Raw genomic sequence first — 26652 nt, 5'->3', positions numbered from 1 at the left:
GAATACCTGTGCTCAGCCGATCCGGCCGGTGATGTAGCTTTCGGTGCGCGGGTCCACCGGGTTGGTGAAAATCTGTCCCGTTTCGCCGAACTCGACGAGGTTACCTAAGTGGAAAAATGCCGTTTTCTGGCTGACACGCGCGGCCTGCTGCATCGAGTGGGTCACGATGACCACCGAATACTGAGCGCGAAGTTCGTCAATCAACTCTTCGACCTGGGCAGTCGCAATCGGGTCCAGTGCCGAGCAAGGCTCGTCCATCAGCAGAACTTCGGGTTCTGTCGCCACGGCGCGGGCAATGCACAAGCGCTGCTGTTGACCGCCGGACAGGCCAGTGCCCGGAGCGTCCAGACGATCCTTGACCTCTTCCCAGATCGCACCGCGACGCAGGGATTTCTCGACGATCTCATCCAGTTCCGCTTTGTTCTTGGCAAGACCGTGGATGCGCGGACCATAGGCCACATTGTCATAGATCGACTTCGGGAACGGGTTGGGTTTCTGGAACACCATCCCGACCTTGGCGCGCAGCTGAACAGGATCAACGCGTTTGTCGTAGATGTCTTCGCCGTCCAGTTTGAAGCTGCCCTCAACACGTGCGACATCAATTGTGTCGTTCATCCGGTTCAGACAGCGCAGGAACGTGGATTTACCGCAGCCCGAAGGACCGATGAAGGCTGTGACAGTCTTGTCTTCGATATCGACATTCACATCTTTGATGGCGTGAGTGTCACCGTAAAAGACTTGGCAGTCCCGGCACTCCAGCTTGATTTCATTGGTATCCACTTGTCTCTCCACTCGTGACATGTCGTTCATGGGTCTGCCCTTCTTACCAGCGGCGTTCAAAGCGGCGGCGCAGAATGATTGCGATGATGTTCATTGTCAGCAGGAAAATCAAAAGGATGATGATCCCGCCCCAAGCTTTTTCGTAGAACCCAACATCTGCGCGCGCAGCCCAAGTGTAGATTTGGGCGGGCATAGCTGAGTTTGGTTCGGTGAACCCGGCAAGGAATCCGTCTGGGTAACCACGGGCAACAAAGCCCACCATCCCGATCAGCAACAGCGGAGCGGTTTCCCCCAGCGCCTGCGCCAGACCAATGATTGTGCCGGTCAGGATACCGGGCGCGGCTAGCGGCAGAACGTGATGGAACACCGCCTGCATTTTGGAAGCCCCTACCCCAAGTGCGGCATCACGGATCGACGGCGGAACTGCTTTCAGCGACGCCCGGGTCGAGATGATGATCGTCGGCAAGGTCATCAAGGTCAGCACCAGACCACCGACCAGCGGGGCCGATTGCGGCAGGTGCATGAATTGAATGAAGACAGCCAGACCAAGGATACCAAACACGATCGAAGGAACCGCGGCCAGGTTCGAGATATTTACCTCAATCAGATCGGTGAACCTGTTTTGCGGCGCGAACTCTTCCAGATAGATCGACGCGGCTACGCCAATCGGCAGCGAAAGCGCCAGAACCACCAGCATCATGAAGAACGATCCGACAACCGAAGCACCAATTCCTGCGCCGCCAGGGTTGTCCACGCCCGAGTCTGCCCCGGTGATGAACGGCCAGTTGAAGACCTGTTTAATGATTCCAGCTTCCTTAAGTGCATCGACCAGATCCAGATCGCTTTTCTGGAGGAAGCGACTATCCTGTATGGTGTCACGCGACACCCGGCCCTTGAAGTATCCATCAACGCGGCTTGAGGCCGCTAGATCAAACTCGATAGGCTCGCCCAGTTTGTCCGGGTTTTCCGCGTAGAATGTTCGAATGGTTCCGCCAACTTTACCCAGCAGACGCTCAATTGCCGCCTCGTCGAAATCGACTTGGAGACCGCTTTCATCGAGCTCTTTATTCAGTGCCGCGATGAATAGGTCCGAATAGGCTTTGGTCTTGAACAGCGTGCTTTCAGCCTCTTCCTGTTCTTGTTGGGTCAGGGTGAACTCTACGCTGACAACAGTCCGGGTGAAGGCTGGAATACCCTCGGACAGGATCGATGCGAACAGGACGATCAGGAAGAACAGACCGGTCGCAATCGCGACGATACCATAGGCACGGAAGCGTTTTTCTGCCCTAGCGCGTTTGCGGGTCCGCGCATCATATGCAGTCAGGGAAACAGCTTGGCGACCCGTTTCTGGGTTTTGCATGCTTGCGTCGGTCATTCGTACTGCTCCCGGTACTTGCGCACGATGTAAAGGGCAAAGACGTTCAGGCCCAGCGTGACAACGAACAGTGTCATGCCAAGCGCAAAGGCAACTAGCGCTTCTGGCGAGGCAAAGTCTGCGTCGCCGGTCAGCTGGCTCACGATTTTTGCGGTGACGGTTGTCATCGCCTCAAACGGGTTCAGGCTAAGCCGAGCGGCTGCCCCTGCCCCCAGAACCACGATCATGGTCTCACCAATAGCACGTGAGGCTGCGAGCAGGATCGCACCCACGATGCCCGGTAGCGCGGCAGGCAGAACCACCTGGCGGATGGTTTCGGACTGCGTTGCACCCAGGCCATAGGACCCGTCACGCATCGCTTGTGGCACAGCGTTGATGATGTCGTCGGACAGCGACGACACAAAGGGGATCAGCATGATGCCCATCACCAGACCGGCTGTCATCACGGCCGTACCCGCCTTCATCCAGCCCAATCCGTTATCACCAAAGACGTCCAACAAAAGAGGACCGACGGTCAGCAGGGCGAACAAGCCGTATACGATGGTTGGAATGCCCGCCAGAACCTCCAGCAACGGCTTGGCAACAGACCGCACGGCAGGCGATGCATATTCGCTGAGGTAAATGGCGGCAAACAGCCCAATCGGCACAGCCACCAGCAGAGCAACGATAGAGATATAGAGCGTTCCCCAAAGCAGCGGGATGATCCCAAGTTCCGATAACCCGCCCCGGCCCGAAAAGCTGGGCGACCAGGTCAGGCCAAAAAAGAACTCTGGCGCTGGGTAGAGCTTGAAAAACTCCCATGTATTGAAAACCAGTGACAGAACAATACCAACGGTGGTCAGAATTGCAATCGAGGCCGCTGCGAGTAGCATAAAGCGCACACCCTGCTCAACAACGTTGCGGGCGCGATAGTCCGCCTTGGTTTGCATCCAGCCTGCCCCGGCGCCAATCAGCGCCACGACCAGAACCACGACGGTCATGATTCCATATCCGGTTGCATTTAAAGCGCGATGGCTCTGTGCCGCGTTTAGCACCGGTTGGGTGATATCGGATGTAACCACTTGACCCGCATCTTTCAGATTCTGAGTCACTTCGGTCAGATCGGCTTGGGGGTCACTAGCGGCTGCTTCGGTCATATTTCCTTGCGACACAGCTGCTTGCAGGCCGCTTGCCGTGCGACGCACCTCGGCCATGACCAAACTTAGAGAGGAACCCTCTTTGACTGATGTATCGGGGATCATGCCCGAGACCTTGGAATTCACATACAACGGCTGAACAAGCAGCCACATAATGAGAAGGCCAAAAGCCGGGACAATAGTCTTCAAAAGAACATTTGCGCCGTAATAGGCTGGCAGCGAATGCAAGTCTCGCGGTTCGCCTCCTGCGCTTTGAATTGCGCGGGCCCGTCCCAGAACATAGCCGAGCACAGCGATCGCCAACACGATCAAAACAAGCCAAAATATCGGCATCATATCCCCACTATTCCTGACTGGGCAAAAGTCGCAGAAAGGGACGGCGAATTCCGCCGCCCCAAACATTCATCCATAGATCGGCTTAGCTGCCCGAACCCATGGTCACTTCGTTGTTGATCGCTTCCTGAGTTTTTGCCAGCTCAGGGTCGGCAACCAGACCATAGTTGGCCAACGGGCTCGAGGGGCCAGCGATTTCGTCAGCGACGAAGAACTGAGCGTATTCTTTCAGGCCAGGGATCACGCCGATGTGGGCTTTCTTCACGTAGAAGAAGAGCGGACGCGATACAGGGTATTCACCGGTCGAGATGGTCTCGGTCGATGGTGCGATACCCGACATGGTCGCAACTTTCAGCTTGTCGGTGTTGTTCTCGTAGAACGCCAGACCGAAGACGCCGATGCCGTTCGGGTTGGTGTCGATACGGGCCAGGGTCTCGGTGTAGTCACCGTCGATGTCGACCGATTTGCCATCGGTACGAACAGCCAAGCATGCGTCTTCTGCGTCATCTTCGCTCATGCCGCCAGCGATCATCGCTTCCATGGCGCCAGTTGCTTCACAGCCGATCAGCAGAACTTTTTCTTCGAACACTTCACGGGTGCCGTGCTTGGTGCCGGGGATGAAGCCTGCGATTTCAACGTCAGGCAGGTCGCCGTTGAATTCGGCCCAAGTGTTGTATGGGTTGTCGACGATCTCGCCATCTTTCAGAACCTTCGCGCCCAGAGCGTTGAAGATGTCCGAAGGCTCAAACGCGTTGAAGGCAGGACCAGACTGCTGGCTTGCAAACACGATGCCGTCATAACCGATACGGACTTCCATGATGTCGGTCACGCCGTTTTCGGCACAGGCTTTGATTTCTTTCTCGCGGATCGCGCGCGACGCGTTTGCAACGTCGATGGTGTTCTCGCCAACGCCTTCGCAGAAACGTTTCAGGCCAGCCGACGAACCACCCGATTCAACAACCGGTGTCGGGAAATCGGTGTTCTCACCAAACAGTTCTGCGACGATCGATGCGTAAGGCAGAACGGTTGACGAACCAGCAACCTGAACGTTGTCACGAGCTACAGCAGTGGTTGCCGAAACGGCAGCAATTGCCAGCGCAGATGCCGACAGTTTTACAAAGGACATCTCAGTCTCCTTGAGAATTGGGTTTTTGATCACCCCCATGATGATCTTGCGCGAACCACTAGGCCCAGTGCGTAAGGCTTTTGTGACAGGTACGTAACAGTTTTATGACAAGCCGGGTTTTTCTTGCGTCCTGATGTCATAAAACTTTTGGCACGGCCATGATGGATTTACGGAAACCCGCCCATCAGCGCGGCAAAATCACTGTAAAAACAGTGCCTTTTCCTAAATCGCTTTCCACCCGTAGGCGCCCTCGGTGACGGTTAACGATATGCTTCACAATCGCTAGTCCAAGCCCGGTTCCGCCCAATTGGCGCGATCTATGACTGTCGGCGCGATAGAACCGCTCGGTGAGTCGCGGAAGATGAACGGAATCAATGCCAGGCCCCCGATCGATGATCTGCACCCTAACCGCAGGACCACGCATGGCCGTGTCCCTCTCTGAGGTGGTCACGCGCAACTCGACACTGCCGCCGCTGCCGCCATATTTGATGCCGTTCTCGACCAGGTTGGTAAACACCTGACGCAACTGATCGCTGTCACCGGTCATGGTCACCGGATCTTCAGGCGCATCAAGCGTCAGCACCACCTCAGCATCATCGGCCAGAGGGCGCAAAGAGTTCAGGGTGGATTGCAGCAGGCCCGTTAGTTCCACTTCCTCTTTCGGGCGCACGCGTTCTTCGCTTTCGACCCGGTTGAGCGACAGCAGATCTCCGACAAGGCGGTTCATGCGGTTTGCCTCATCCGTCATGATCTGCAGAAATCGCTCACGCGCGGCGTCGTCATCTCGGGCCGGACCCCGCAGGGTTTCGATGAAGCCCATAAGGGCGGTCAGAGGCGTGCGGAGTTCATGACTGACATTGGCGACGAAATCGCGACGCATCTGGCTGGCTTGTTCCAGATGCGTGATGTCCTGAAAGATCGTCAGCACCGCCCCGCCCGACACCGCGCCGATGCCGTTCATATAGCGGCAGATCACCTCGAAGGTCGTATCCTGCGCGCCATCATTTGAAAGGTGCCGCGTTTTGGCCGGGCCCTTGCTGCGCAGGCTTTGCTCGATCGCTTCAATGACCTGAGGCTGCCTGAGGATCGTCGCAAAATGACGGCCCGTGATGTTCTGGCTCAGCAGGGTTTTGGCGTCGGTATTAGCGGCGATGATCCGCTCGGTCTGGTCGACCAGAAGCGCTGGCATCGGAATGGCCGACACATATTCTTCCAGAAGGTTCTCAGCCATGTTCGATTGGTTTCCTGCCGCTTAAGCCAACGGTTTTAGGGTGTCCCTGAATTTGCGCATGTTCTGCTGATAGTGCAGCGCGCTGAGCGTGTTCCGCTGGGCCGCGGCCTCATCCAACTGACGAACCACCTTACCCGGAGACCCCATGACCAGCGAATTGTTAGGAATTTCTTTGTTTTCCGTGATCAATGCCCCTGCCCCGATCAGGCAGTTCTTGCCGATCTTTGCACCGTTCAGAATGATCGCCCCCATCCCGATCAGAGAATTCTCACCGATCGTGCAGCCATGCAGCATGACCTTGTGCCCGATGGTGCAATTCGCCCCGATGGTCAGCGGAAAACCCGCGTCGATATGCATGACGCAGTTCTCTTGCACATTGCTGCCCGCACCGACGCGGATTTCTTCGTGATCCGCCCGGATCGTGCACCCAAACCAGACCGAGGCGCCCTCTTCCAACACCACCTTGCCGATCAGATTGGCGTCTGGCGCAACCCAGGTGTCTTCGTGGATTTGGGGCGTGTGACCTCCCAGCGCGTAGATCGTCATGACTGCTCCTCGAATTCCATCTGCAGGGTGCGGACGTGGTTTTGCAGTTTCGGTTGCTGAATGCGACGCATCCGTTCGGCGCTGACGATGGTCTTCAGCTTTTCTTCTGTCGAATCCAGATCGTCATTCACCAATACATAGTCGTAATAGCCCCAGTGGCTGATCTCATCCCAGCTCTTCAGCATGCGCTTGCCGATCACATCGGCGCTGTCCTGAGCCCGGCTTTCCAACCGACGGCGTAGTTCGGGGATCGAGGGCGGCAGGATGAAGATCGACAGCGCGTGTTTGCCCAGATCTGAGTTTCGGATCTGCACCTCACCCTGCCAGTCCACGTCGAACAGGACATCCTTGCCGGATTCGATGGACTCGCGCACCGGTCCGGCGGGTGAGCCATAGAAGTTGCCGAAGACATGCGCGTGTTCCAGCATTTGCCCATCGGCCACTTGCTGTTTGAACTCGTCTTCCGACAAGAAGTAGTATTCGCGGCCATGTTCCTCACCCGGACGTGGTTCGCGGGTTGTGGCTGAGATCGAGAATTCGAGTTCGGTATCCCAGGTCATCAGTCTGCGGGCCAAGGTGGATTTACCCGCGCCCGACGGGGATGACAGGATGATAAGGAGGCCGCGGCGATCTGCCATGTCAGTTCTTCCTACTGTTATTCAACGTTTTGTACCTGCTCGCGCATCTGGTCGATCACCGCCTTCAATTCCAACCCGACCGAGGTCAGATCGGCGCTTTGTGCCTTGGAGCAAAGGGTGTTTGCTTCGCGGTTGAATTCCTGCATCAGGAAATCCAGCTTGCGGCCAACCGCACCATCCTGCGCCAGAAGGTCCCGCGCGGCGGTGACATGGGCGCTGAGGCGGTCGATCTCTTCGGTGATGTCGGCCTTGACGGCGATCAGGGCGAGTTCCTGCGCCACTCTCTCAGGTTCGACCCCTTGGGCGTTGTCCAGCACGCGGGAGAGGTTTTCGCGCAGCGCTTCGGCCATCTTGTCCTTGCGCTGTTCGGCCAGTTCGGCGGCCTTCGACGTCAATGCCGCAACCTGATCTAACTGAGACGCCAGGATCGCGGCTAGAGCCTCGCCTTCGGTCTGACGCATCTCGAGAAACGCTGCCAAAAGCGGAGTGAACTCGGTGGTCATCTGCGCGACCAGCGGCGCCGGATCGTCGGCCTCGGCACCTGCATCCAGCATGCCTTTAAGGGTCAGTAGATCACTTGCTTTGGAGGGGGCGAGTTCCATCCCCCTTGCCTCGGCCATGGCCTGTGTCTGTTGCAAGGCATCCAAGGCCGCCGTCATGGCAACCATATTCAAGGCCAGATCCGGCTGGGATTCGTCCCGGCTGATCCGCAACGACAGGGTCACATTGCCTCGGCTCAGCGATTTGGACAGAACGGCCCGCAACGCGGCCTCAAGGCCCGTCAGCCAGTCGGGGACGCGAATGCGCATGTCCAGCCCCTTGCCGTTCACGCTGCGCAGTTCCCATGTCCAGCTATGGAGGCCGAACTCTCCCTTGCCCGAGGCGAACCCGGTCATGGATTTGATCATCACTGCCCTTTCCATCGCTGTCAGTCTTCGTGTCTGCCGCACCTAATGCCATTGCCCGGTGCAGGGCAAGAGTTTGCTGAGACCGCCTCTGTCCGACAGAAGTTAACCATTCGTTAAAGAATTACTCCAAAATTTACTCAACCCGTGTCAATCATGTCTCTAGCTCGGTCGTTTGGCCGAAAATGCCTCCGATATGTTGCATTTTATGAAAATGACGGTGATTAGGCGCTAGGGTGATGAAAATGAAAACCTTTTTTAGGACTGGCTCGAAGTCCAAACTTGGAAAGATTGTCGCAATGGATCGCTTTGACAGCGGGCGCAGCCTCTCACCGATCCGTCAGGCCGAGGCCTACTGGACCGCCTTGCTTGACGGCAATGGGGTGCCTATGCGGTCGCAGATTGATCCGCGCGGGCTTGAGAATATTCTGGAATACACCTTCATTCTCGAGCGGATTGCCCCCGGTCTGGCCCGGTTTCGCCTTGCGGGTAGCCACCTGAACAAGCTGGCCGGGATGGAGGTGCGCGGCATGCCTCTGACCGCGTTTTTCGATCCCGAGGCGCGCAAGACAGCCACGAATGCTCTGGAGCAGGTCTTTGCCAACCCCGCCATTGCCGAATGGGATATGGTGTCGAGCGGTGCATTCGGACGCGCCCGGATGCAGGCGCGGATGCTGCTTTTGCCGCTAAAAAGCGATCTGGGGGATGTCAGCCGCGTCATGGGCGTCATGGTCAGTGACGGCGCGATCGGAGCGACACCGCGCCGCTTCTCGATCCAAGACACCCGGATCAAACCCGTGAGCGAGGTTCAGGCCCCGGCCAAGCCAAAGCTGGAGGTCACAGAGGGTTTTGCTGAGGGCTTTGCCGAGGGCAAGGCAGAGTTCAAACGCCCCAAGGGGCACCTCAGGCTGGTTGCATCGCGCGACGATTGATCCAAAGAAAAACGGCGGGCCAAGGACCCGCCGTTTTCTTTGATTGTTCGGACCTTAGCTTGCTTCGCGCTTGGTGCGGTCGCGGCGCAGGTTGGTCAGTTCTTCGGCGACCAAGAAGGCCAGTTCCAGCGATTGCGACGCGTTCAAACGCGGGTCGCATGCGGTGTGATACCGGTCCGAGAGGTCCTCTTCGGTCACGGCACGCACGCCGCCGGTGCATTCAGTGACGTCCAGACCAGTCATCTCGAAATGTACACCGCCGGGGATAGTACCTTCGGCCTGATGCACGCCAAAGAAGTCGCGCACTTCGCGCAAGACCGAATCGAACGGGCGGGTTTTGTACCCAGTGGCCGATTTAATCGTGTTGCCGTGCATCGGGTCGCAGACCCAAGTGACCTTGGCACCCTCTTCCTTGACCGCTTTGACCAGACGCGGCAAATGCTCGCCCGCCTTGCCTGCACCGAAGCGGGCGATCAGGGTCAGACGACCCTCTTCGTTTTCGGGGTTCAGCTTGGACATCAGCACCTTGAGGTCCTCGGCCGTTGTGGTCGGGCCACATTTCAGACCGATCGGGTTCTGAACGCCACGGCAGAATTCCACATGCGCGCCGTCGGGCTGACGGGTGCGGTCGCCGATCCAGATCATGTGACCGGAACCTGCCAGCCAGTTGCCCGAAGTCGAATCCAGACGGGTCAACGCCTCTTCATATTCCAGCAACAGACCTTCGTGGCTGGTGTAGAACTCAACGGTCGAGAACTCATGCGTCGTCTCGGCGGTGATGCCCGCAGCACCCATGAAGTCGATCGTGTCCTGAATGCGGTCGGCAATCTCGGAGTATTTCTGAACGTCCTGTTCATCCGTGAAGCCCAGCGTCCAAGAATGCACGCGGCTCATGTCGGCGAAACCACCGGTCGAGAACGCGCGCAGCAGGTTCAGCGTGGCGGCGGCCTGTGTGTAGGCCTGCAGCATCTTGGACGGATTCGGAATCCGCGCCTCGGGCGTGAAGTCCAGCTCGTTGATGATGTCGCCACGGTAGCTGGGCAGCTCAACGCCATCCACAACCTCGGTCGGTGCACTACGCGGTTTGGCAAACTGCCCAGCCATACGGCCCACTTTGACCACCGGCACCTTGGCGCCATAGGTCAAAACCATCGCCATTTGCAGCATCACTTTGAACGTGTCACGGATCGCATCCGCGCTGAATTGTTCAAAGCTTTCAGCACAATCCCCGCCCTGCAACAGGAAAGCCTCGCCGCGACCGGCGGCACCCAGATGTTGCTTGAGACGCCGCGCCTCACCGGCAAAGACCAGCGGGGGATACTGCGAAAGCTGCGCCTCGACTTTGGCCAGCGCGGCCGCGTCGGTATAGTCTGGCATCTGAACCCGGGGCTTGTTGCGCCAGTTCGATTTTTGCCATTCGGTCATAGCCTTGATCTCCGCTGATAGTATTCAGGTGGTCTCTATACAAAAAGCCGGGAAGAGAGACCATATCCGATTTGCGGCTCTTGACGTCGTAAACAAGCTTTGATCATGGTATCTGTCAAATCATGCGCGCCCAAGGCGCATCGGCCACCGAATCAAGGACAAAAACCCATGCAAGAACAACGCCAAGTTGTCAAAGTCGACGGTAACGTCGACAAGCCGATCAATTTTGTATTCGTCTTATTGGATGGATTTTCGCTTTTGTCTTTTGCGTCGGCTCTGGACAGCCTGCGCATTGCCAATCGGATGGCCGATAAGCCTGTCTATACGTGGTCTTTGATCGGTGAAGGGGGCGACACAATTACCTGCTCGGCAGGCACGACTTTCAAGCTGGATCAGGACCTGATCGAGCTGCAGCGCGATGACATCGTTCTGATCTGTGGCGGGGTTGAGGTAAAAACCGCAACCACCAAGAAGATCCTGAACTGGATGCGGCGCGAGGCCCGCAAAGGGCTGCGGATCGGTGGCTTGTGTACGGCAGCCTATTCGCTTGCCAAGGCGGGGCTGCTGGAGGGTAAGCGAGCGACCATCCACTGGGAAAACTCGGACAGCTTCATTGAAGAGTTCGACAATGTGGAACTGACCAAATCCGTGTTTCAGGTTGACGGCAACCGGATGACCACCGCGGGGGGCACCTCATCCATTGATCTCATGCTAAAGCTGATCGCGAATGACTATGGCGAGGGTCTGGCCAGCGCCGTAGCCGATCAGATGATCTATTCTTCAATCCGCACGGATCAGGACACGCAGCGCTTGTCGACGCCCACTCGGATTGGGGTCCGACATCCGAAGCTGAGCCAGGTCATTCTGATGATGGAAAAGAACATTGAAGAGCCGATCTCGCCTTCGATTCTGGCCAAGGATGTCGGCATGTCGACCCGTCAACTGGAGCGTCTGTTCCGTCGCTACCTGAGCCGCTCCCCAAAGCGCTATTATATGGAATTGCGATTGCACAAAGCCCGCAACCTGCTGATGCAGACGGATATGAGCGTGATCAACGTGGCTCTGGCCTGCGGTTTTGCCTCTCCGAGCCATTTCTCGAAATGCTACCGGGCGCATTACAACACTACGCCTTACCGTGAGCGTGGGGCTCAATCGGGGCGGCTGTCCGTCTGACGCGGGCTAAGGGTTTTTGCAAAATAGTGCAGATGAGGCCTAAGCATGGGCTGATCCAGATAGGTCGTCGTCTCAATGGGTTCGGACAGTTCGACAAATCCCAGTTTCGGATACAGGTCCCTCATTTCGACATTCGGAGTAAGCGTGTCAGCCACAAGGCGCTTTAACCCCAGTGTGCGGGCTGCGTCTTCTCGGGCTTGAATCATGGCACGCCCCGCACCTGTGCCTCGCGCCGCTGCGGTCACGAACACGCGCTTCAATTCGCCGGTGTCCTGATCCAGCCGTTTCATCATGCCACAGCCGATGATCTTACCCGCGCTGTCTCGCGCCAAAACCAGGCACCCGTTTGGTGGCAGATAGTCTTCTGAGTGTGCCCAAAACTCGGCCAGCGCGCTTTGCGGCGCAGCTGGGTCGATGTCAAACCCCATGGCTGTCATGCGCTCTACGATCAACGCATAGTATTGGGACAGGATGCCGTTCAACTCATCCTGATCTGGCAGGGTGTCACACATTTCAATCGAAAAGTCGCACAATGGACCGTACCCTCAGATGGTTTCTTAACGCAGAATCAAGCTCGGTTTCTGGACATCAGTCAAGGAGGGCGAGCACTGATCTACCTATCCGGGGAAAGCCGGAAAACCGCTCCATTGCCTACGGAAATGAACCAGATCGACCCGTCCGGGGCCTCAACGATGTCCCGGACCCGCTCTGTTTCGGGGCCTATGATTTGTTCGACCTCGCGCAGCGGAGTGCCGTCAAGCCGAGCGATGTAATCAAACTTGAGCGATCCCACGAAGATGTCGCCTTTCCATTCCGGCCAGAGCGCACCGGAATAGACCATCAAGCCCGACGGTGCGATGGAAGGGTCCCAATAATGGCGCGGCTGCTCCATCCCTTCTTTGGCGGTGCCTTCGCCTATCGTCTTGCCCGAGTAGTGCTTGCCATAGGAAATGACGGGCCAGCCGTAGTTCAGCCCCGGTTGCACGAGGTTGACCTCATCCCCTCCGCGCGCGCCATGTTCGGATGTCCAAAGACGCCCCTGCGCATCCAGATCGGCACCCTGAGGGTTGCGGTGCCCGTAGGACCAGATCTCGGGCCGAATATCCGCCTGCCCGACAAACGGGTTGTCTGCAGGAACCGAGCCATCCCGATTAATGCGGATAATCGACCCGATAGTGTTTGAGCGGTCCTGAGCCTGTGGCCCATCCCCCCGATCCCCGATGGTGACAAACAAACTGCCGTCCTCGGCCTCAACGACCCGAGAGCCAAAGTGACGCCCGCCCGAGCCTCCTGGCGTGGCCTCGAACAGGATGCGCGTGTTGGTCAGGCGCTTGCCGTTCTCCGACAGGCGCGCGACGGCCAGCGCGGTGCCAGCTCCAGTGCTCTGAGGTTTCGAGAAGGTCAGAAAAACCTCGCGCGTCTGTGGGAAGTCCTTCGCGATGGTCACGTCCAGCAAGCCGCCCTGCCCTCTGGCGGCCACTTTCGGAACCCCCTTCACTTTTTGAGATTTCCCGTCCGACACATAAAGCACATCGCCATCCCGTTCGGTCACCAGAAACGATCCATCGGGCAGGATGCCGACGGCCCAGGGCGCATCCAGTCCCTCGATCATCGGCTCGATCTGAACCGGGCCTTGGGATGTCTCAAGCTCCTCGGCGCAGGCGAGACCTGTGCTGATCATCAAGGCAAGAATCGCAAAGGGTCTGGGCGTCATAGGACTTCCTTTCGGATTGAAAGCGTTATCACCATGAGAACAAATAGGATTATGGAGCGTAAAAACACGATTGCGTTAGGACTTTTCTTTTCCGGATTGCTTGCCTAGGGTCATGCGCAGAACGAATACGTTCACAATAGGGAGTAACCATATGAAAAAGCTGCTGACTGCAACTGCAGCCTCCGCTCTGCTGGCGGGTACCGCAATGGCCGAAGACGTCAAGCTCGGCGTTCTGTTCGGCTTCACCGGCCCGATTGAATCGCTGGCACCTGCCATGGGTTCGGGCGCCGAGATGGCGATGGCTGAAGTCACCGAATCCGGCAAGCTGCTGGACGGAGCAACCGTGACCGCGACACGCGCAGATACCGGCTGTATCGACAACGGCCTGTCCACGTCGAACGGCGAGCGCATGATCGCTGACGGCGTTGCTGGCATTATCGGCGGTGACTGCTCGGGCGTCACCGGCGCGATCCTGCAGAACGTCGCGATTCCGAATGGCATGGTGATGATCTCGCCATCTGCCACCTCGCCCGGTCTGTCGACCATGGAAGACAACGGCCTGTTCTTCCGCACCGCACCGTCGGATGCGCGTGAAGGTCAGGTGATGGCAGACATCCTGAACGATCGCGGGATCAGCTCGATCGCTCTGACCTACACCAACAACGACTACGGCAAGGGTCTGGCGGATGCGATCCAGTCCTCGTTCGAGGCTTCGGGTGGTGAAGTGACCATCGTCACAGCCCACGAAGACGGCAAGGCCGACTACTCAGCTGAAGTTGGCGCGCTGGCCTCGGCCGGTGGCGACATTCTGGTCGTTGCAGGGTATCTGGACCAAGGCGGTCTGGGCATAATCCAGTCGGCTCTGGACAGCGGCGCGTTTGATACGTTCGGTCTGCCCGGCGGCATGATCGGTGACTCGCTGCCTGCAAATGTCGGTCCGGACCTGAACGGCTCGTTCGGTCAGATCGCTGGCTCGGGCGGTGAAGGTGCTGAGAAGTACTTTGCCATGGCCGAAGCTGCGGGTTTCGACGGCTCGTCGCCTTACTCGCCTGAGTCCTATGACGCTGCTGCCTTGTTCATGCTGGCCATGCAGGCCGCAGGCTCGACCAACCCGGCGGATTATGGCTCCAAGATCATGGACGTCGCCAACGAACCTGGTGAGAAGATTTATCCGGGTGAGCTGGCCAAGGGTCTGGAACTGCTCGCTGCCGGTCAGGAGATCGACTATGTCGGTGCCTCCGGTGTTGAGCTGATCGGCCCCGGTGAAAGCGCGGGTTCTTACCGTGAGATCGAAGTCACCGACGGCGAGAACAAAACCGTCAACTTCCGTTGATCCAAGGTTAACAGTCATAAAAACAAGCAGCCCGGGCCTTGTGTCCGGGCTGTTTCAATGACAAAAGCCCGCACCATTCGTACAGGGATGTGGCAACAACGCCGGAAAACGGCGGCTAGGGGAAAAGATGATCGTCGTCGAAGACGTGCATAAGCATTTCGGCGGGTTTCATGCGGTGGACGGGGCATCGCTGGAAATCCAAAAGGGCTCGATCACCGGTCTGATCGGACCGAACGGGGCCGGAAAAACCACTTTGTTCAACGTGATCGCGGGTGTTTTGCCTCCAACCAGCGGCAAGGTGGTGATGGATGGTGAAGATATCACCGGCCTGCCCCCACATGAGCTGTTTCACAAGGGCTTGCTGCGCACCTTCCAGATAGCGCATGAATTTTCGTCCATGACCTGCCGCGAGAACCTGATGATGGTGCCCGGTGCGCAATCCGGGGAATCGCTTTGGAACACATGGTTCGGTCGCAAACGGATTGCTGATGAGGAACGCGCGCTGCGGGCCAAAGCTGATGAGGTGCTGGAGTTCCTGACAATCGAACATCTGGCCGATCACAAAGCGGGTCAGGTTTCGGGCGGGCAGAAGAAGCTGCTGGAGCTTGGTCGCACCATGATGGTCGACGCCAAGATCGTGTTTCTGGACGAGGTCGGCGCGGGTGTGAACCGCACCCTGCTGATGACCATTGGCGACACGATCCTGCGTCTGAACAAAGAACGCGGCTATACCTTCGTCGTCATCGAGCATGACATGGATTTCATCGGCAAGATCTGTGACCCCGTCATTTGTATGGCCGAGGGCAAGGTGCTGGCCGAGGGAACCCTGGACGAGATCAAAGCCAATGAACACGTGATCGAGGCCTACCTGGGCACTGGCCTGAAGAACAAAGACAAGCTGGAGGCCGGAGCGTGAGCGATAATCCTTATCACGACGACAAAGGCAACAAGGACGCGTCGATCACGAACACGCAAGGCGTCGGCACCATGACCCCGGCCCATCGCAAAAGCGGCGCAACACACAAGGTCGATGGTGGGCCGTTTCTGATCGGCGACACGATGACAGGTGGCTACGGCAAAGGGCCCGACATTCTGCACGATTGCACCATCGCCGTCGACCGGGGCGAGATTGCAGTCATCGTCGGGCCCAACGGCGCTGGCAAGTCTACTGCGATGAAGGCCGTGTTCGGCATGCTGGATGTGCGCTCGGGCGCAGTTCGGTTGGACGGCGAGGATATCACCTCTCTCACGCCTCAGGACCGGGTGATGCGTGGGATGGGTTTTGTGCCGCAGACTTCGAACATCTTCACCTCGATGACGGTGGAAGAGAACCTTGAGATGGGTGCCTTTATCCGCCGGGATGATTTCTCGGACACGATGGAGCAGGTCTATGAGTTGTTCCCCATCCTCCGCGATAAACGCCATCAAGCGGCCGGCGAATTGTCGGGCGGTCAGCGCCAGCAGGTGGCCGTGGGCCGCGCGCTGATGACTCAGCCGAAGGTACTGATGCTGGATGAGCCGACCGCCGGTGTCTCGCCTATCGTGATGGATGAACTGTTTGACCGGATCATCGAAGTCTCACGCACCGGGTTACCGATCCTGATGGTCGAACAGAATGCCCGTCAGGCCTTGGAGATCGCAGACAAGGGATACGTGCTGGTTCAGGGGCGGAACGCCTATACCGGCACGGGCAAGGAACTGCTGGCCGATCCCGAAGTGCGTAAGAGTTTCTTGGGGGGCTGAGGATGAAAGTTCTGTTTCTCGCAGCAGTTCTGTCTGCCGTTACCGGTGCGTCCGCCGAACAAATAGTCACGAAGTGTAAGCTGGAATACACGTGTGCCAATATCAATGCCTGCCAGTCAACCAAGACGGGTCACGGCGTTGATTTCACGTTTGTACTCTTGCCCGACAACGAGCTTCGTCTTGATCTCGGAGGCGATGAATTGCCTTTACTGAAAGCCCAGCAAGTGACTGACGACCTGATGACAGCACATGGCTGGGATTCTGATCGCTTAGCTTCTTACACCTTCAGCTTGTTCGCTGATGGGATTGTCGCTTACACGACCCACGCCTTTGTGGGAAAAGGTATAAGCCTGACTGGCCTTGGTAGCTGTGAGGTGAACAACTAATGGACTTCCTCAACGCCCTTGTGGCGCTTTCCAACTTCGTTCTTGTTCCCGCAATCGCCTATGGCAGCCAGTTGGCGCTGGGCGCTTTGGGGGTGACGCTGATCTACGGCATCCTGCGGTTTTCGAACTTTGCCCATGGCGACACCATGGCCTTTGGCGCGATGATCGCCGTTCTGGTTACATGGGGCTTGCAGGCCGCAGGGGTCAGTTTCGGGCCGTTGCCGACGGCTCTTCTTGCCCTGCCCTTCGCCATTCTGGGCTGTATCGTTCTGGTGCTGATCACCGACCGGCTGGTCTATCGCTTCTACCGGGAGCAAAAGGCAAAACCGGTTATTCTGGTGATCGTGTCCATGGGCGTTATGTTTATCATGAACGGTATCGTCCGGTTCATTATCGGGCCGGATGATCAGCGGTTCTCGGATGGCGCGCGTTTCCTGATCAAGGCGCGGGATTTCAAAGAATGGACCGGGCTGAACGAAGGGCTCGCGATCAAGACCTCTCAGGCCATCACGGTCGTTGTCGCAGTGATCGCCGTGGCCGCTCTGTTCTGGTTTTTGAACAAAACCCGGACCGGCAAATCGATGCGCGCCTATTCGGATAATGAGGATCTGGCGCTTCTGTCCGGCATCAACCCTGAACGTGTGGTGATGATCACCTGGATCATCGTGGCCGCTCTGGCGACCACGGCGGGTGTGCTTTACGGCCTCGACAAGAGCTTTAAACCCTTTGTCTATTTCCAGCTTCTGCTGCCGATCTTTGCCTCGGCCATTGTCGGAGGCTTGGGCAACCCTCTCGGCGCCATCGCGGGTGGGTTCATCATCGCTTTTTCCGAGGTGACCATCACATACGCCTGGAAGAAGGTGCTGACCTATCTGGCTCCGGAAAATCTGGAACCGTCGGGATTGGTTCAGTTCCTCTCTACCGATTACAAATTCGCCGTCAGCTTTGCCATCCTGCTGATCGTGCTTCTGTTTAAGCCCACGGGCCTGTTCAAAGGAAAATCGGTATGAGCGAGGTTACCAAGAACACCCTGCTTTTCGTCACAGTTGGCGCGCTGATCCTTTTGACCGGCTTCACCCAAAGCTGGAACGCCGCGATCCTGATCCTGAACATGGGGTTGATCTCGGCCATCATGTCGATCGGGGTGAACCTGCAATGGGGCTTTGCTGGTCTCTTCAACGTCGGCGTCATGGGCTTTGTCGCTTTGGGCGGACTGGCAGTTGTCCTTGTGTCCACACCGCCAACTCCCGGAGCCTGGTCCGAGGGCGGTTACGGCGTCATTCTGGCGCTGCTTCTGGGGGCCGCGACCGTTGTCGCGACCGTCATGGTCGCACAGAAGATGCCCAAAGGGCGCGCGCGGACGCTGGCCATCGTCGGAATCCTCATAGTTGGGTTCTTTGTCTACCGCGCGATCTTTGACCCGAACGTCGCCGCGATTGAAGCAATTGATCCAGCCGTTGCCGGCAATATCGGTGGTTTGAACCTGCCGGTCTTGCTTGCCTGGCCTGCCGGAGGGTTACTGGCCGCAGGTGCTGCGTGGCTGATCGGCAAGACGGCTCTGGGTTTGCGCTCGGACTATCTGGCGATTGCGACCCTTGGTATTGCCGAGATCATCATTGCCGTCATGAAGAACGAGGACTGGCTGGCCCGTGGCGTCAAGAACGTCTACGGCATCCCGCGCCCTTCACCCGTGGTCGGCTATGAGGTTGAGCTGCAGCAAGACCCCTCGTTCCTTGCGCGGGCGGACTGGCTGGGGCTTGATCCGGTGATCGCCTCGACCCTTTCGGTCAAGCTGGGCTATTCGCTGCTGTTCCTGGTCGTTCTGCTGGTGCTTCTGTGGATGGCGCAGATGGCGCTGAAAAGCCCGTGGGGCCGAATGATGCGCGCCATTCGCGACAATGAGGTCGCGGCTGAGGCGATGGGCAAGGACGTCACCCGCCGCCACCTGCAGATCTTTGTGCTTGGCTCTGCCATCTGCGGTATCGCGGGCGCGATGATGACCACGCTGGACGGTCAGCTGACGCCAGGTACCTACAACCCCCTGCGCTTTACATTCCTTGTCTGGGTGATGGTGATTGTCGGTGGCTCGGGCAACAATTTCGGCGCCGTGCTGGGGGCGTTCCTGATCTGGTTCCTGTGGGTCCAGGTCGAGCCGATGGGCCTTTGGCTGATGAACCTGATTACCTCGGGCATGCCCGACGGCAGCGCGCTGAAGACGCATCTGATCGAAAGTGCTGCGCATATGCGGTTGTTTACGATGGGTCTGGTTTTGCTGATTGTTCTCAGATTCAGCCCCCGAGGGCTGATCCCCGAGAAATAGTCGCATCGCGATCACAATACCGAAGCCGGGCCTCTCAATCGGCGCGGCTTCTTGATTTTTAAAGAGGTTTCTGAGTACACGAGACTACCGCTCGTTGTTCGGACCTTTTGGGTCCGGCCTATGCTCAGAAGAAACCCGACCGATCTTTGCGATCATTCGCACTATGAGAGTATCAGACTTGACCAAGAAAACATTGATCACCAAAGCCGTTGTCATGTTGCCGGTTCTGGCCGCGCTGACGGCCTGTATTCCTTCGCCCGAAGATCTTGAGACCACTCCTGTTCAGGTCAACACTCCGCAGGGCGTCGTGACCTGTCAGCTCTACCGTCATGATCGTGTGACCTGGGACCGTGCGATAGATTTCCCGGCCACCAAGATGTCGGTGAAACAGGCTGATGCCTATTGCCGTCAGGAAGGCCAGCGCCGCCTGAAGTAAGCCGGTTGGCGCCCTGTGCTGGGCGCCTCCGATCAGCGATTTCGGAACAACCCGCCCAGAATTCCCCGCACAATGCGGCGGCCGGTTGTTCCCTTCAGCTCTTTGATGACGGCCTCACTCATCGCCGTTGCAAAAGTGTCTTTCTTCCGCACGACCCGAGACGTTGAACGCCCAACCCGGCTACCTGAATACCGGCGCGCCGAGCTGTATTCGCGCTCCATCGGGGATTGTTGTTCGATGATCTCTTCCGCCTCCGCGGCCTCGGCCTCTTGGGCGGCAGCGTCAGCGCGGGCTTGCAAGATCTCAAAGGCCGATTTGCGATCGACCGGCGTGTCATATTTGGTCGCCATGGGTGAGGCTTGCAGGATACCCAGGCGCTCAGATCCCGAAATCGGCCCAAGCTGCGACCCGGGAGGGCGAATCAACGTCCGCTCGACAATCCCCGGCACGCCTTTCTTCTGCAGCATTGAGGTTACGGCCTCACCAACGCCCACCTCTCGGATTGCGGCCTCGGTATCGAAGGCGGGATTCTCGCGATAGGTTTCCGACGCCATACGCAGATTCTTGCGGTCACGTGCGGTGAAGGCGCGCAGCGCGTGTTGTACCCGGTTGCCCAACTGTCCCAAAATGTCTTCGGGAATATCGGCGGGGTTCTGCGTAATGAAGTAAACTCCAACCCCTTTGGAACGGATCAGGCGCGCGACCTGCTCGACCTTGTCGACGAGAATCTTGGGCGCATCATCAAACAGAAGGTGCGCTTCGTCGAAAAAGAAGACCAGCTTGGGCTTTTCCGGATCTCCGACCTCGGGCAGTTCCTCGAACAGTTCGCTCAGCAGCCACAACAGGAACGTGGCATAAAGCCGGGGGGCGCCCATCAGCTTGTCCGAGGCCAGTATGTTCACCATCCCCTGCCCGTTTCCATCCACTCGCATCAGATCGGCCAGATCCAGCGCGGGTTCTCCGAACAGCTTGGTGCCGCCTTGGTTTTCCAATACCAAAAGGCGGCGTTGAATGGCTCCGATGGAGGCCGTTGAGACATTGCCGTAGCGCAGCGACAGCTTCGCCCTGTTCTCACCGATCCACACCAGAAGCGCCTGCAGATCCTTGAGATCCAGCAGCGGCATCCCTTCTTCATCAGCGACTCGGAACGCGATGTTGAGAATCCCCTCCTGCGCCTCACTCAGCTCCATTAGGCGCGACAGCAGCAGAGGGCCCATTTCAGTGACAGTGGTTCGAACCGGATGCCCCTGTTCACCGAACAGGTCCCAGAACGTGACTGGACATGCGGCGTAGGAAAAATCAGTAAAGCCGATCCGTTCGGCTCGCTCGGTAAACGCCTGATGCAACTTATGGGTTTCGCTGCCTGCCAGGGCCAGACCAGACAAGTCGCCTTTGACGTCCGACAGGAAAACCGGCACGCCCGCTTGCGAAAAACCCTCGGCCAGGATTTGCAGAGTGACCGTCTTGCCCGTCCCCGTGGCCCCTGCGATCAGCCCGTGGCGGTTCGCATATTTCAGCGTCAAACCTTGCGGCGTTCCGTATCCCTCTCCCGCACCGCCGAGAAAAATCTCTTTACCCATGTAATTGCAGCCTTTTTTCACTGATCCGCATCCAGCATACAAACTTAACCTTTGGCTGCCATAGTCTATTCGTTCCCTTTGTGGCCCCGGGTTGCCAAGGGGACACTTCCTCCCTGTCGACTGGCCGTGCCTTCGGGCACGGCTTTTTTCACGGAAGTGGGCGATTAAAACTGTGCTGATTAGTGCATTAAATTTTTCTGTTAGCGGTTGACCCCTGCTCCCCCCTTTCGTAACGTCTGCGCATAACTAAGTCGGCCAGTCCGACGGGGAGAAAAATTTTGGGAAGAGGGCTGCTCCACCAGCCCTCTTTTCTTTTGCCTGTATTGGTTCTTGAGCGGGGTTTGGCCCAAGAAAACGGTCACATTAATTTCAGTCATTCGGTTAACGACTGACAGCCGCAGCGAAGGATGCTAGATGAGGCAAAACAAACAGCAAACCGAGGCATTCATGTTCAAGAAACTCCTCTCGTTTAATACTCTGGCAGCCGTTCTGATGTGCGGAGCGGTTAGCGCGCAGGAAACGACCTCCGAAGGCGCGACCAATGAAGGAACAGGGGCCGATGCAGGCGCGGGCCTCGATTTGGGCCAATCCGGTCCTCGTGTAGGTGAGCAATTTGTCAAAGAAGAATCCGGCGATTGGGATGTCTCCTGCATCAAGGCACCGGAAGGCGAAGATCCATGTGCGATCGTGCAGGTTCTGAACGGCGCTCAGGGTGATCCGATTGCAGAAGTGTCCATCGGCAAGCTGCCCGAAGGTGGAGCGGCTGTTGCATGGGCCAATGTGATCGTACCGTTGGAGACTCTGCTGCAGGCGCAACTGGCCTTGTCGATCGACGGCGCACCGCGCAAGCTCTACAACTACCACCACTGTCTGCCCGTTGGCTGTGTCGCGCAGCTGGGCCTAAGCCAGGGTGACATTGATGCGATGAAAGCGGGCAGCAAAGCGACCTTTTCGCTGGTTCCAGCGCGCTTCCCCGATCAGGTTTTGACGATGGACATGTCCCTGTCGGGCTTCACCTCGGGTTTTGACGGGTTGAGCGTTAACGTCAACTAAGACTTTCAATAATTGAGATCGCCGCCGCAGCTTTGTAGCGGCGGTTTTCTTTGCAGCTCAGATGCTTTTGAGCGCCAAGACCGCATTCAACCCACCAAACGCAAACGCATTGCTGAGCGCTACGTCGACCTTGGCCTCCCGCGCGACATTTGGCACAACGTCCAGCGCGCATTCCGGGTCGGGTTCTTCATAACCTATGGTGGGCGCGATGACTCCGTCCCGCAGCGCCATGATACAGGCCAAAAGCTCCACCGCTCCGGTGCCTCCGATCAGGTGGCCGTGCATGGATTTGGTCGATGAGATCATCAGATCATCCGCATGCGGTCCAAACACATCCGCCACGGCGGCACATTCCGTTTTGTCATTCGCCGCAGTGCCAGTGCCGTGCGCGTTGATATAGCATACATCGCTGGCGTTCAGCTTGGCATCCGCCAACGCGCCCGCCATCGCTCGTGCTGCCCCCTGCTTACTGGGCATCACGATATCCGACGCGTCCGAGGACATGGCGAATCCCACAACCTCGCACAGGATATCTGCGCCGCGGGCGCAGGCATGTTCGTATTCTTCGAACACAAAGACACCGGCACCTTCGCCCTGCACCATCCCGTTGCGGTTGGCGCTGAAGGGGCGGCAGGCGTCCTTGGACATCACGCGCAGACCTTCCCAGGCCTTTACACCGCCGAAACACAGCATGGATTCCGATCCACCGGTGATCATGGCAGGAGCGGCACCGCTGCGCACCATCTGAAACGCCTGCGCCATTGCATGGTTCGACGACGCGCAGGCCGTCGAAACGGTAAAACTGGGGCCTTTCAGGTTATGCTCCATTGAGACATGGCTGGCAGCCGCGTTGTTCATCAGCTTGGGCACCACAAAGGGATGTACCCGGTTCTTACCGTCCTCATAGACCGAGCGGTAATTGTCATCCCAGGTCGAGACACCTCCGCCCGCCGTGCCCAGAACCACGCCGGATCGTGCCGCGAGCTCGCCGTGGAACTGAATGCCCGACTGGTCGATCGCTTCCTTCGCGGCTGTCAGAGTGAACTGCGTGAACCGATCATAGAGAGACATCTGCTGGCGGTTAAAGCGCCCTTCGGCCTCGAACCCCCGCACCTGACCGCCGATCTTGATCGCTAGACGGTCAACATCACGGAATTCAAGATCCGAGATACCGCAACGCCCTTCGCGCATGGCCTCGAGCGTGTCGGGGACCGAATGACCCAGCGAGTTGATGGTGCCCGCCCCGGTAATGACAACCCGTTTCATTGTTTCGGGTCAGACCTTTTCCGACACAAGCTGTTCGATGCCGGCAATGATCGCGGCCACGTTCGAGATGTCGAAATCGTTGGCCTCGGGCTCATTGGCGTTAAAGGGAACCGAGATGTCGAACTCTTCCTCGATGGCAAAGATGCTTTCGACCAAACCCAGGCTGTCGATGCCCAAATCCGCAAGTGTGCTGTCGGGTGTGACATCCGATGGCTCCAGAACGGCCTGCTCTGCAATGATTGCGATGACGCGGTCGCTGATGCTCATGTTGATCCCCTGGCTATCAATCTGAGGATGATTTAATCGCTCGGAGACTGTTTGAAAACAGCCTTTTTCAATGCCTCGACGTCGCGAGCCATGCGCGGCAAGCGGCGTTGTGCCTTATAGATCTCAGTATGGGTTTCCATCTTGACGCTCGGATAGCCCATGATCACACGGCCAGCTGGCACGTTAGACAGGATCTTGGTTGCGCCCCCCGCGATCACGCCGTCGCCAATGAAGATATTGTCAGCCACGCCGGTTTGACCGCCAAGAACCACGTTGTTTCCCACATCGACTGAGCCAGACAATCCACTTTGACCGCACAGCAGACAATCGCGCCCGATGCGCGTGTTGTGACCCACATGCACAAGGTTATCGAGCTTCGAACCATCGCCAATTCGCGTGTTTCGGATCGTACCATTGTCGATCGTACAGTTAGAGCCGACCTCGACATCGTCCCCGATTTCCACTGCGCCAAGAGAATGGATGCGCAGCCAGCTTTGCGCTTTCGCATCGCCCTGGTCGCCCAACGTCTTGCGCGCGTTTTCAACACCTGAAATCTCAGGAGTAACAAAGCTGAACCCGTCGGAACCAATACGCGCGCCGGGTTGGGCGATGAAGCGGTCTCCGATTTGCGCACGCGCACCGATGCTGACCATTTCGCGGAGATGGGATTGCTCACCCAACACCACGTCCATTCCGATTGTACAGTGCGGACCGATCACCGACCCCGCGCCAATCTTCGCCCGCGCGCCGATAACGGCTAGCGGACCGATCGAAACACCCTCAGCAATTTCGGCCGTCGGGTCGATCACAGCCGAGGGGTGAACTCCCGGCTCAACACCCTGCCCCCGGTCCAGCATTGTCGTGATACCAGCCATCGCCATTCGGGGGCGCGTAACAAAGATCGCAGCGCGCAGGCCCATTGCTTGCCAATCCGCGCCTTCCCACAGCATTGCCGCGCGGGCCTCACCGCCCGAAAGCGTTTCGGCGTATTTTGGGGACATTGCCATCGCCAGATCGGTTGGTCCGGCATCACCCGGTTCAGCGGCGCGCAGAATTGTCAGGTCTGTTTCACCCTGACATTCGGCCCCAAGGCTGTCGGCGATCTGTTGGATGGTGAACTGCATAGCGGGCGTCCTCTTGGGCAGGATTTACCCTGAGTGCTTACCCCTGAACGTCCGGCAGGGCCACCCCTGCCTTTTGCAGCGCGTCCCAAATTTTGGCATCGCGGTTATAGACGTCACGGCGATACTGAACCTCACCCTTCGGGCCGATATAGGCGGTGCGATAGATCAGGTGGACGGGCACTTTCTTGTCCAACTTCACCGTCGTTTCTTTGCCGGTATTCAACACACTGTGGAAGAACGCTTTGGGGTCTTCCTCCTGCTTGGCCAGCAGCGCATAGGCGAACTCGAAAGGTTGCGCCAGGCGGATGCACCCGTGGGAGAACGCCCGAACCTCACGTGCAAACAGAGATTTCTGAGGCGTATCATGCAGATAGATGTTGTACTTGTTGGGGAACATGAACTTCACCAGCCCAAGCGCATTGCTTTTGCTGGGCGGCTGACGCATTGCGAACGGGAAGTTGCGTGCGGTAAACTGGGTGAAGTCGACGGCCCCTCGATTGACCTGACGACCACTGCGATCCGTGATCTGGATATGGCCCACCGCGTTCGGGTTCGATTTCAGTTTCGGCAGGTATTCCTTGGTGATGATCGAGCGTGGCACATACCAGCTGGGATTGATCACCATATGCTCCATCTCATCCGAGAATTCCGGGCTGCGGCGATCATGTACGTTTTTGCCGATCACGGCGCGGGTCTCGAACGTGACCAGCCCGTCATCCACGATCTTTGCCGAGAAGTCGGCCTGATTGACCAAAATATGCCGCTCGCCCCGATCGCGCGGCAGCCAGCGTTCCCGCTCCAAGGCAACATAGACGGCTTTCAACCGGTCCGATGCCGGTCGGTTCAGCTCGGTGATGGTACCTTGTCCGGCAACACCGTCTGATTCCAGTCCATGTGCTTTTTGGAACGCCTGAACAGCCCCAAGCAGCGCGTCATCAAACTCCGGGCTGGCCGTGGGCTTAAGGTAACCCATCGCAACTAGCCGGTTGCGCAGTTTGACTACATTCGGACCGGTATCGCCGTATTCCAGTTTGGCGACTGGAACGGTCGGCCCCCACCCGCCCTGGAGGATAAGGTTCTCCAACGCGATCTTTTGCTTCATCAAAGCGCGATATTGGGCGGTCTGCGGGATCAGAGTTTCAAAATACGCCGCACCCTGGGTGTTCAGCGCCTCAAGATGCTGGTTTGCATCGCGGCGTTCGACCTCGCGGACAAGGCCATCGTCAATACTGGCGGGCCGCAGGGCACCGGAATAGATGTCATCTGCATAGGACAAAAAGATACGCGTCAACTGAGCCTCGACCGTGCCCAAATCGCGAACCGAACGTGCGTCAGCCATCTGATCGACCAGGGCCTGCACATCAAATGCAGCGGGCAATCCGTGGCGCTCGGTCTCTGACAGTGCTTTGATCAACGCCGCACGGCGTTTGGCGTGTTCTGGCGTATCGCCGACCCAAAGAGGGACAAAGCCGTTGCTGCGGTAAAATTCGGCAATCTGATCAGAGGGCGAGGTATTCTCGGCAACCGCCATCCGGAACGCCGTGTTCGAACCCTCGCCTGATGACGCGTTCGCGATGGATGCCGTCGCCAGAAAACAGGCGGTGAAAACAAAACTGGTAGTGGTCCGTAACACTGAGAGCATGGGATGGCCTTGGTTCTTCAATAACTTATGCGATGTCTGTCGGAGCTTTATTTATATATGGTTTTCAGCCATTGGGCTTGTCTATTCACAAATACCTTACCTTTTTTCTTCTCTAGCACCCTGATGCGCGTTTGCATCTACCCGATGCCGAAAACACTCAGTTGCTCAATAAAATGACTCATTTGCAT

Annotated in this window: 26 protein-coding genes; 10 read left to right on the top strand and 16 right to left on the bottom strand. The window is 57.7% G+C overall.

Annotation, left to right across the window (positions count from 1 at the left end; all coding sequences use genetic code 11):
• Window positions 1-12: 12 nt before the first annotated feature.
• The 8 genes from pstB to ACP15L_RS00860 all read right to left on the bottom strand — a co-directional run bounded on the left by pstB (window position 13) and on the right by ACP15L_RS00860 (window position 8073).
• Window positions 13-810, bottom strand: a complete 798-nt coding sequence (gene pstB / locus ACP15L_RS00895) for a phosphate ABC transporter ATP-binding protein PstB (protein ID WP_170373719.1) — start codon at window positions 808-810, stop codon at window positions 13-15.
• 13 nt (window positions 811-823) lie between these two features.
• On the bottom strand, window positions 824-2155 hold the full coding sequence (gene pstA / locus ACP15L_RS00890) for a phosphate ABC transporter permease PstA (RefSeq protein ID WP_425082789.1): 1332 nt from the start codon (window positions 2153-2155) through the stop codon (window positions 824-826).
• Window positions 2152-3624 (bottom strand): phosphate ABC transporter permease subunit PstC, encoded by a 1473-nt coding sequence (pstC, locus tag ACP15L_RS00885; RefSeq protein ID WP_425083198.1) that lies wholly within the window; start codon window positions 3622-3624, stop codon window positions 2152-2154. Before pstC ends, pstA begins: the two co-directional genes overlap by 4 nt.
• 85 nt (window positions 3625-3709) lie before the next feature.
• Window positions 3710-4750, bottom strand: coding sequence for a substrate-binding domain-containing protein (locus ACP15L_RS00880; RefSeq protein WP_170638704.1), 1041 nt, complete (start codon window positions 4748-4750; stop codon window positions 3710-3712).
• Window positions 4751-4934: 184 nt separating this feature from the next.
• Window positions 4935-5981, bottom strand: coding sequence for a sensor histidine kinase (locus ACP15L_RS00875; RefSeq protein WP_419737817.1), 1047 nt, complete (start codon window positions 5979-5981; stop codon window positions 4935-4937).
• A 21-nt stretch (window positions 5982-6002) separates the two neighbouring features.
• Window positions 6003-6527, bottom strand: coding sequence for a gamma carbonic anhydrase family protein (locus ACP15L_RS00870; protein WP_425082788.1), 525 nt, complete (start codon window positions 6525-6527; stop codon window positions 6003-6005).
• Window positions 6524-7165, bottom strand: a complete 642-nt coding sequence (gene gmk / locus ACP15L_RS00865; protein ID WP_425082787.1) for a guanylate kinase — start codon at window positions 7163-7165, stop codon at window positions 6524-6526. The genes ACP15L_RS00870 and gmk overlap by 4 nt, the downstream gene beginning before the upstream one ends.
• A 17-nt stretch (window positions 7166-7182) precedes the next feature.
• Window positions 7183-8073 carry a YicC/YloC family endoribonuclease gene (locus ACP15L_RS00860; RefSeq protein WP_425083197.1) on the bottom strand — a complete coding sequence of 297 codons (891 nt, stop codon included), beginning with the start codon at window positions 8071-8073 and terminating at the stop codon, window positions 7183-7185.
• A 242-nt stretch (window positions 8074-8315) separates the two neighbouring features.
• On the opposite strand from ACP15L_RS00860, the gene ACP15L_RS00855 reads away from it, so the two are divergent.
• Entirely contained in the window at window positions 8316-9002 is a 687-nt protein-coding gene (locus ACP15L_RS00855; protein WP_425082786.1) for a PAS domain-containing protein, read from the top strand.
• 54 nt (window positions 9003-9056) lie between these two features.
• On the opposite strand, the gene ACP15L_RS00850 is transcribed toward ACP15L_RS00855, so the two are convergent.
• Window positions 9057-10427 (bottom strand): class II 3-deoxy-7-phosphoheptulonate synthase, encoded by a 1371-nt coding sequence (locus ACP15L_RS00850; protein WP_170373710.1) that lies wholly within the window; start codon window positions 10425-10427, stop codon window positions 9057-9059.
• Between the two features lie 168 nt (window positions 10428-10595).
• Between ACP15L_RS00850 and ACP15L_RS00845 the strand changes: the two genes are divergently transcribed.
• A complete protein-coding gene (locus ACP15L_RS00845; RefSeq protein ID WP_170548735.1) occupies window positions 10596-11600 on the top strand; it encodes a GlxA family transcriptional regulator in 1005 nt (334 codons plus the stop codon).
• Here the strand turns inward: ACP15L_RS00845 and ACP15L_RS00840 are convergent.
• Entirely contained in the window at window positions 11576-12133 is a 558-nt protein-coding gene (locus tag ACP15L_RS00840; RefSeq protein ID WP_425082785.1) for a GNAT family N-acetyltransferase, read from the bottom strand. The two genes, ACP15L_RS00845 and ACP15L_RS00840, sit on opposite strands and share 25 nt — an antisense overlap.
• An 80-nt stretch (window positions 12134-12213) precedes the next feature.
• Window positions 12214-13314 (bottom strand): PQQ-dependent sugar dehydrogenase, encoded by a 1101-nt coding sequence (locus ACP15L_RS00835; protein WP_425082784.1) that lies wholly within the window; start codon window positions 13312-13314, stop codon window positions 12214-12216.
• 151 nt (window positions 13315-13465) lie between these two features.
• Here ACP15L_RS00835 and ACP15L_RS00830 point away from each other — a divergent pair, with 151 nt between their 5' ends.
• From ACP15L_RS00830 to ACP15L_RS00800, 7 genes are all read left to right on the top strand, one after another.
• On the top strand, window positions 13466-14647 hold the full coding sequence (locus ACP15L_RS00830; RefSeq protein WP_425082783.1) for an ABC transporter substrate-binding protein: 1182 nt from the start codon (window positions 13466-13468) through the stop codon (window positions 14645-14647).
• 127 nt (window positions 14648-14774) lie between these two features.
• Entirely contained in the window at window positions 14775-15563 is a 789-nt protein-coding gene (locus ACP15L_RS00825; protein ID WP_170458187.1) for an ABC transporter ATP-binding protein, read from the top strand.
• A complete protein-coding gene (locus tag ACP15L_RS00820; protein ID WP_170665136.1) occupies window positions 15560-16390 on the top strand; it encodes an ABC transporter ATP-binding protein in 831 nt (276 codons plus the stop codon). Before ACP15L_RS00825 ends, ACP15L_RS00820 begins: the two co-directional genes overlap by 4 nt.
• 2 nt (window positions 16391-16392) lie before the next feature.
• A complete protein-coding gene (locus tag ACP15L_RS00815; RefSeq protein ID WP_425082782.1) occupies window positions 16393-16776 on the top strand; it encodes a hypothetical protein in 384 nt (127 codons plus the stop codon).
• Window positions 16776-17786, top strand: a complete 1011-nt coding sequence (locus ACP15L_RS00810) for a branched-chain amino acid ABC transporter permease (RefSeq protein WP_170638716.1) — start codon at window positions 16776-16778, stop codon at window positions 17784-17786. Before ACP15L_RS00815 ends, ACP15L_RS00810 begins: the two co-directional genes overlap by 1 nt.
• Complete coding sequence (locus ACP15L_RS00805; RefSeq protein WP_425082781.1) at window positions 17783-19096, top strand: branched-chain amino acid ABC transporter permease; 1314 nt, start codon at window positions 17783-17785, stop codon at window positions 19094-19096. The genes ACP15L_RS00810 and ACP15L_RS00805 overlap by 4 nt, the downstream gene beginning before the upstream one ends.
• Before the next feature lie 178 nt (window positions 19097-19274).
• Window positions 19275-19532, top strand: coding sequence for a hypothetical protein (locus ACP15L_RS00800; protein ID WP_425082780.1), 258 nt, complete (start codon window positions 19275-19277; stop codon window positions 19530-19532).
• 32 nt (window positions 19533-19564) lie between these two features.
• On the opposite strand, the gene ACP15L_RS00795 is transcribed toward ACP15L_RS00800, so the two are convergent.
• Window positions 19565-21112: a helicase HerA-like domain-containing protein gene (locus tag ACP15L_RS00795; RefSeq protein WP_425082779.1), complete on the bottom strand. Its 1548-nt coding sequence runs from the start codon at window positions 21110-21112 to the stop codon at window positions 19565-19567.
• A gap of 447 nt (window positions 21113-21559) precedes the next feature.
• Here ACP15L_RS00795 and ACP15L_RS00790 point away from each other — a divergent pair, with 447 nt between their 5' ends.
• A complete protein-coding gene (locus tag ACP15L_RS00790; protein WP_425082778.1) occupies window positions 21560-22165 on the top strand; it encodes an invasion associated locus B family protein in 606 nt (201 codons plus the stop codon).
• A 57-nt stretch (window positions 22166-22222) separates the two neighbouring features.
• Here ACP15L_RS00790 and ACP15L_RS00785 read toward each other — a convergent pair whose 3' ends face one another.
• From ACP15L_RS00785 to ACP15L_RS00770, 4 genes are read right to left on the bottom strand one after another with little or no spacing between them, the layout of a single operon-like run.
• Window positions 22223-23431 (bottom strand): beta-ketoacyl-[acyl-carrier-protein] synthase family protein, encoded by a 1209-nt coding sequence (locus ACP15L_RS00785; protein ID WP_425082777.1) that lies wholly within the window; start codon window positions 23429-23431, stop codon window positions 22223-22225.
• Window positions 23432-23440: 9 nt separating this feature from the next.
• Window positions 23441-23698: an acyl carrier protein gene (locus ACP15L_RS00780; protein ID WP_170373697.1), complete on the bottom strand. Its 258-nt coding sequence runs from the start codon at window positions 23696-23698 to the stop codon at window positions 23441-23443.
• A 32-nt stretch (window positions 23699-23730) separates the two neighbouring features.
• Window positions 23731-24822: a UDP-3-O-(3-hydroxymyristoyl)glucosamine N-acyltransferase gene (gene lpxD, locus ACP15L_RS00775; RefSeq protein ID WP_425082776.1), complete on the bottom strand. Its 1092-nt coding sequence runs from the start codon at window positions 24820-24822 to the stop codon at window positions 23731-23733.
• 37 nt (window positions 24823-24859) lie between these two features.
• Window positions 24860-26464, bottom strand: a complete 1605-nt coding sequence (locus tag ACP15L_RS00770) for a L,D-transpeptidase family protein (protein WP_425082775.1) — start codon at window positions 26462-26464, stop codon at window positions 24860-24862.
• Window positions 26465-26652: the final 188 nt, after the last annotated feature.

Source organism: Ruegeria profundi (assembly GCF_049800715.1).
Lineage (GTDB): Bacteria > Pseudomonadota > Alphaproteobacteria > Rhodobacterales > Rhodobacteraceae > Ruegeria > Ruegeria profundi_A.
The sequence above is the reverse complement of the archived record's forward strand: the minus strand, read 5'-3'. Positions and strand labels throughout refer to the sequence as shown.

What these genes read in the sequence shown, in the direction of transcription:
- pstC (WP_425083198.1), bottom strand. Translation starts at nt 3,624, where the DNA reads ATGCCGATATTTTGGCTTGTTTTGATCGTGTTGGCGATCGCTGTGCTC.
- ACP15L_RS00790 (WP_425082778.1), top strand. Translation starts at nt 21,560, where the DNA reads ATGTTCAAGAAACTCCTCTCGTTTAATACTCTGGCAGCCGTTCTGATG.
- ACP15L_RS00860 (WP_425083197.1), bottom strand. Translation starts at nt 8,073, where the DNA reads ATGATCAAATCCATGACCGGGTTCGCCTCGGGCAAGGGAGAGTTCGGC.
- ACP15L_RS00830 (WP_425082783.1), top strand. Translation starts at nt 13,466, where the DNA reads ATGAAAAAGCTGCTGACTGCAACTGCAGCCTCCGCTCTGCTGGCGGGT.
- ACP15L_RS00795 (WP_425082779.1), bottom strand. Translation starts at nt 21,112, where the DNA reads ATGGGTAAAGAGATTTTTCTCGGCGGTGCGGGAGAGGGATACGGAACG.
- ACP15L_RS00850 (WP_170373710.1), bottom strand. Translation starts at nt 10,427, where the DNA reads ATGACCGAATGGCAAAAATCGAACTGGCGCAACAAGCCCCGGGTTCAG.
- ACP15L_RS00835 (WP_425082784.1), bottom strand. Translation starts at nt 13,314, where the DNA reads ATGACGCCCAGACCCTTTGCGATTCTTGCCTTGATGATCAGCACAGGT.
- ACP15L_RS00825 (WP_170458187.1), top strand. Translation starts at nt 14,775, where the DNA reads ATGATCGTCGTCGAAGACGTGCATAAGCATTTCGGCGGGTTTCATGCG.
- ACP15L_RS00870 (WP_425082788.1), bottom strand. Translation starts at nt 6,527, where the DNA reads ATGACGATCTACGCGCTGGGAGGTCACACGCCCCAAATCCACGAAGAC.
- pstB (WP_170373719.1), bottom strand. Translation starts at nt 810, where the DNA reads ATGAACGACATGTCACGAGTGGAGAGACAAGTGGATACCAATGAAATC.
- ACP15L_RS00875 (WP_419737817.1), bottom strand. Translation starts at nt 5,981, where the DNA reads ATGGCTGAGAACCTTCTGGAAGAATATGTGTCGGCCATTCCGATGCCA.
- ACP15L_RS00810 (WP_170638716.1), top strand. Translation starts at nt 16,776, where the DNA reads ATGGACTTCCTCAACGCCCTTGTGGCGCTTTCCAACTTCGTTCTTGTT.
- ACP15L_RS00805 (WP_425082781.1), top strand. Translation starts at nt 17,783, where the DNA reads ATGAGCGAGGTTACCAAGAACACCCTGCTTTTCGTCACAGTTGGCGCG.
- ACP15L_RS00785 (WP_425082777.1), bottom strand. Translation starts at nt 23,431, where the DNA reads ATGAAACGGGTTGTCATTACCGGGGCGGGCACCATCAACTCGCTGGGT.
- ACP15L_RS00845 (WP_170548735.1), top strand. Translation starts at nt 10,596, where the DNA reads ATGCAAGAACAACGCCAAGTTGTCAAAGTCGACGGTAACGTCGACAAG.
- gmk (WP_425082787.1), bottom strand. Translation starts at nt 7,165, where the DNA reads ATGGCAGATCGCCGCGGCCTCCTTATCATCCTGTCATCCCCGTCGGGC.
- ACP15L_RS00855 (WP_425082786.1), top strand. Translation starts at nt 8,316, where the DNA reads ATGAAAACCTTTTTTAGGACTGGCTCGAAGTCCAAACTTGGAAAGATT.
- ACP15L_RS00815 (WP_425082782.1), top strand. Translation starts at nt 16,393, where the DNA reads ATGAAAGTTCTGTTTCTCGCAGCAGTTCTGTCTGCCGTTACCGGTGCG.
- ACP15L_RS00880 (WP_170638704.1), bottom strand. Translation starts at nt 4,750, where the DNA reads ATGTCCTTTGTAAAACTGTCGGCATCTGCGCTGGCAATTGCTGCCGTT.
- pstA (WP_425082789.1), bottom strand. Translation starts at nt 2,155, where the DNA reads ATGACCGACGCAAGCATGCAAAACCCAGAAACGGGTCGCCAAGCTGTT.
- lpxD (WP_425082776.1), bottom strand. Translation starts at nt 24,822, where the DNA reads ATGCAGTTCACCATCCAACAGATCGCCGACAGCCTTGGGGCCGAATGT.
- ACP15L_RS00780 (WP_170373697.1), bottom strand. Translation starts at nt 23,698, where the DNA reads ATGAGCATCAGCGACCGCGTCATCGCAATCATTGCAGAGCAGGCCGTT.
- ACP15L_RS00770 (WP_425082775.1), bottom strand. Translation starts at nt 26,464, where the DNA reads ATGCTCTCAGTGTTACGGACCACTACCAGTTTTGTTTTCACCGCCTGT.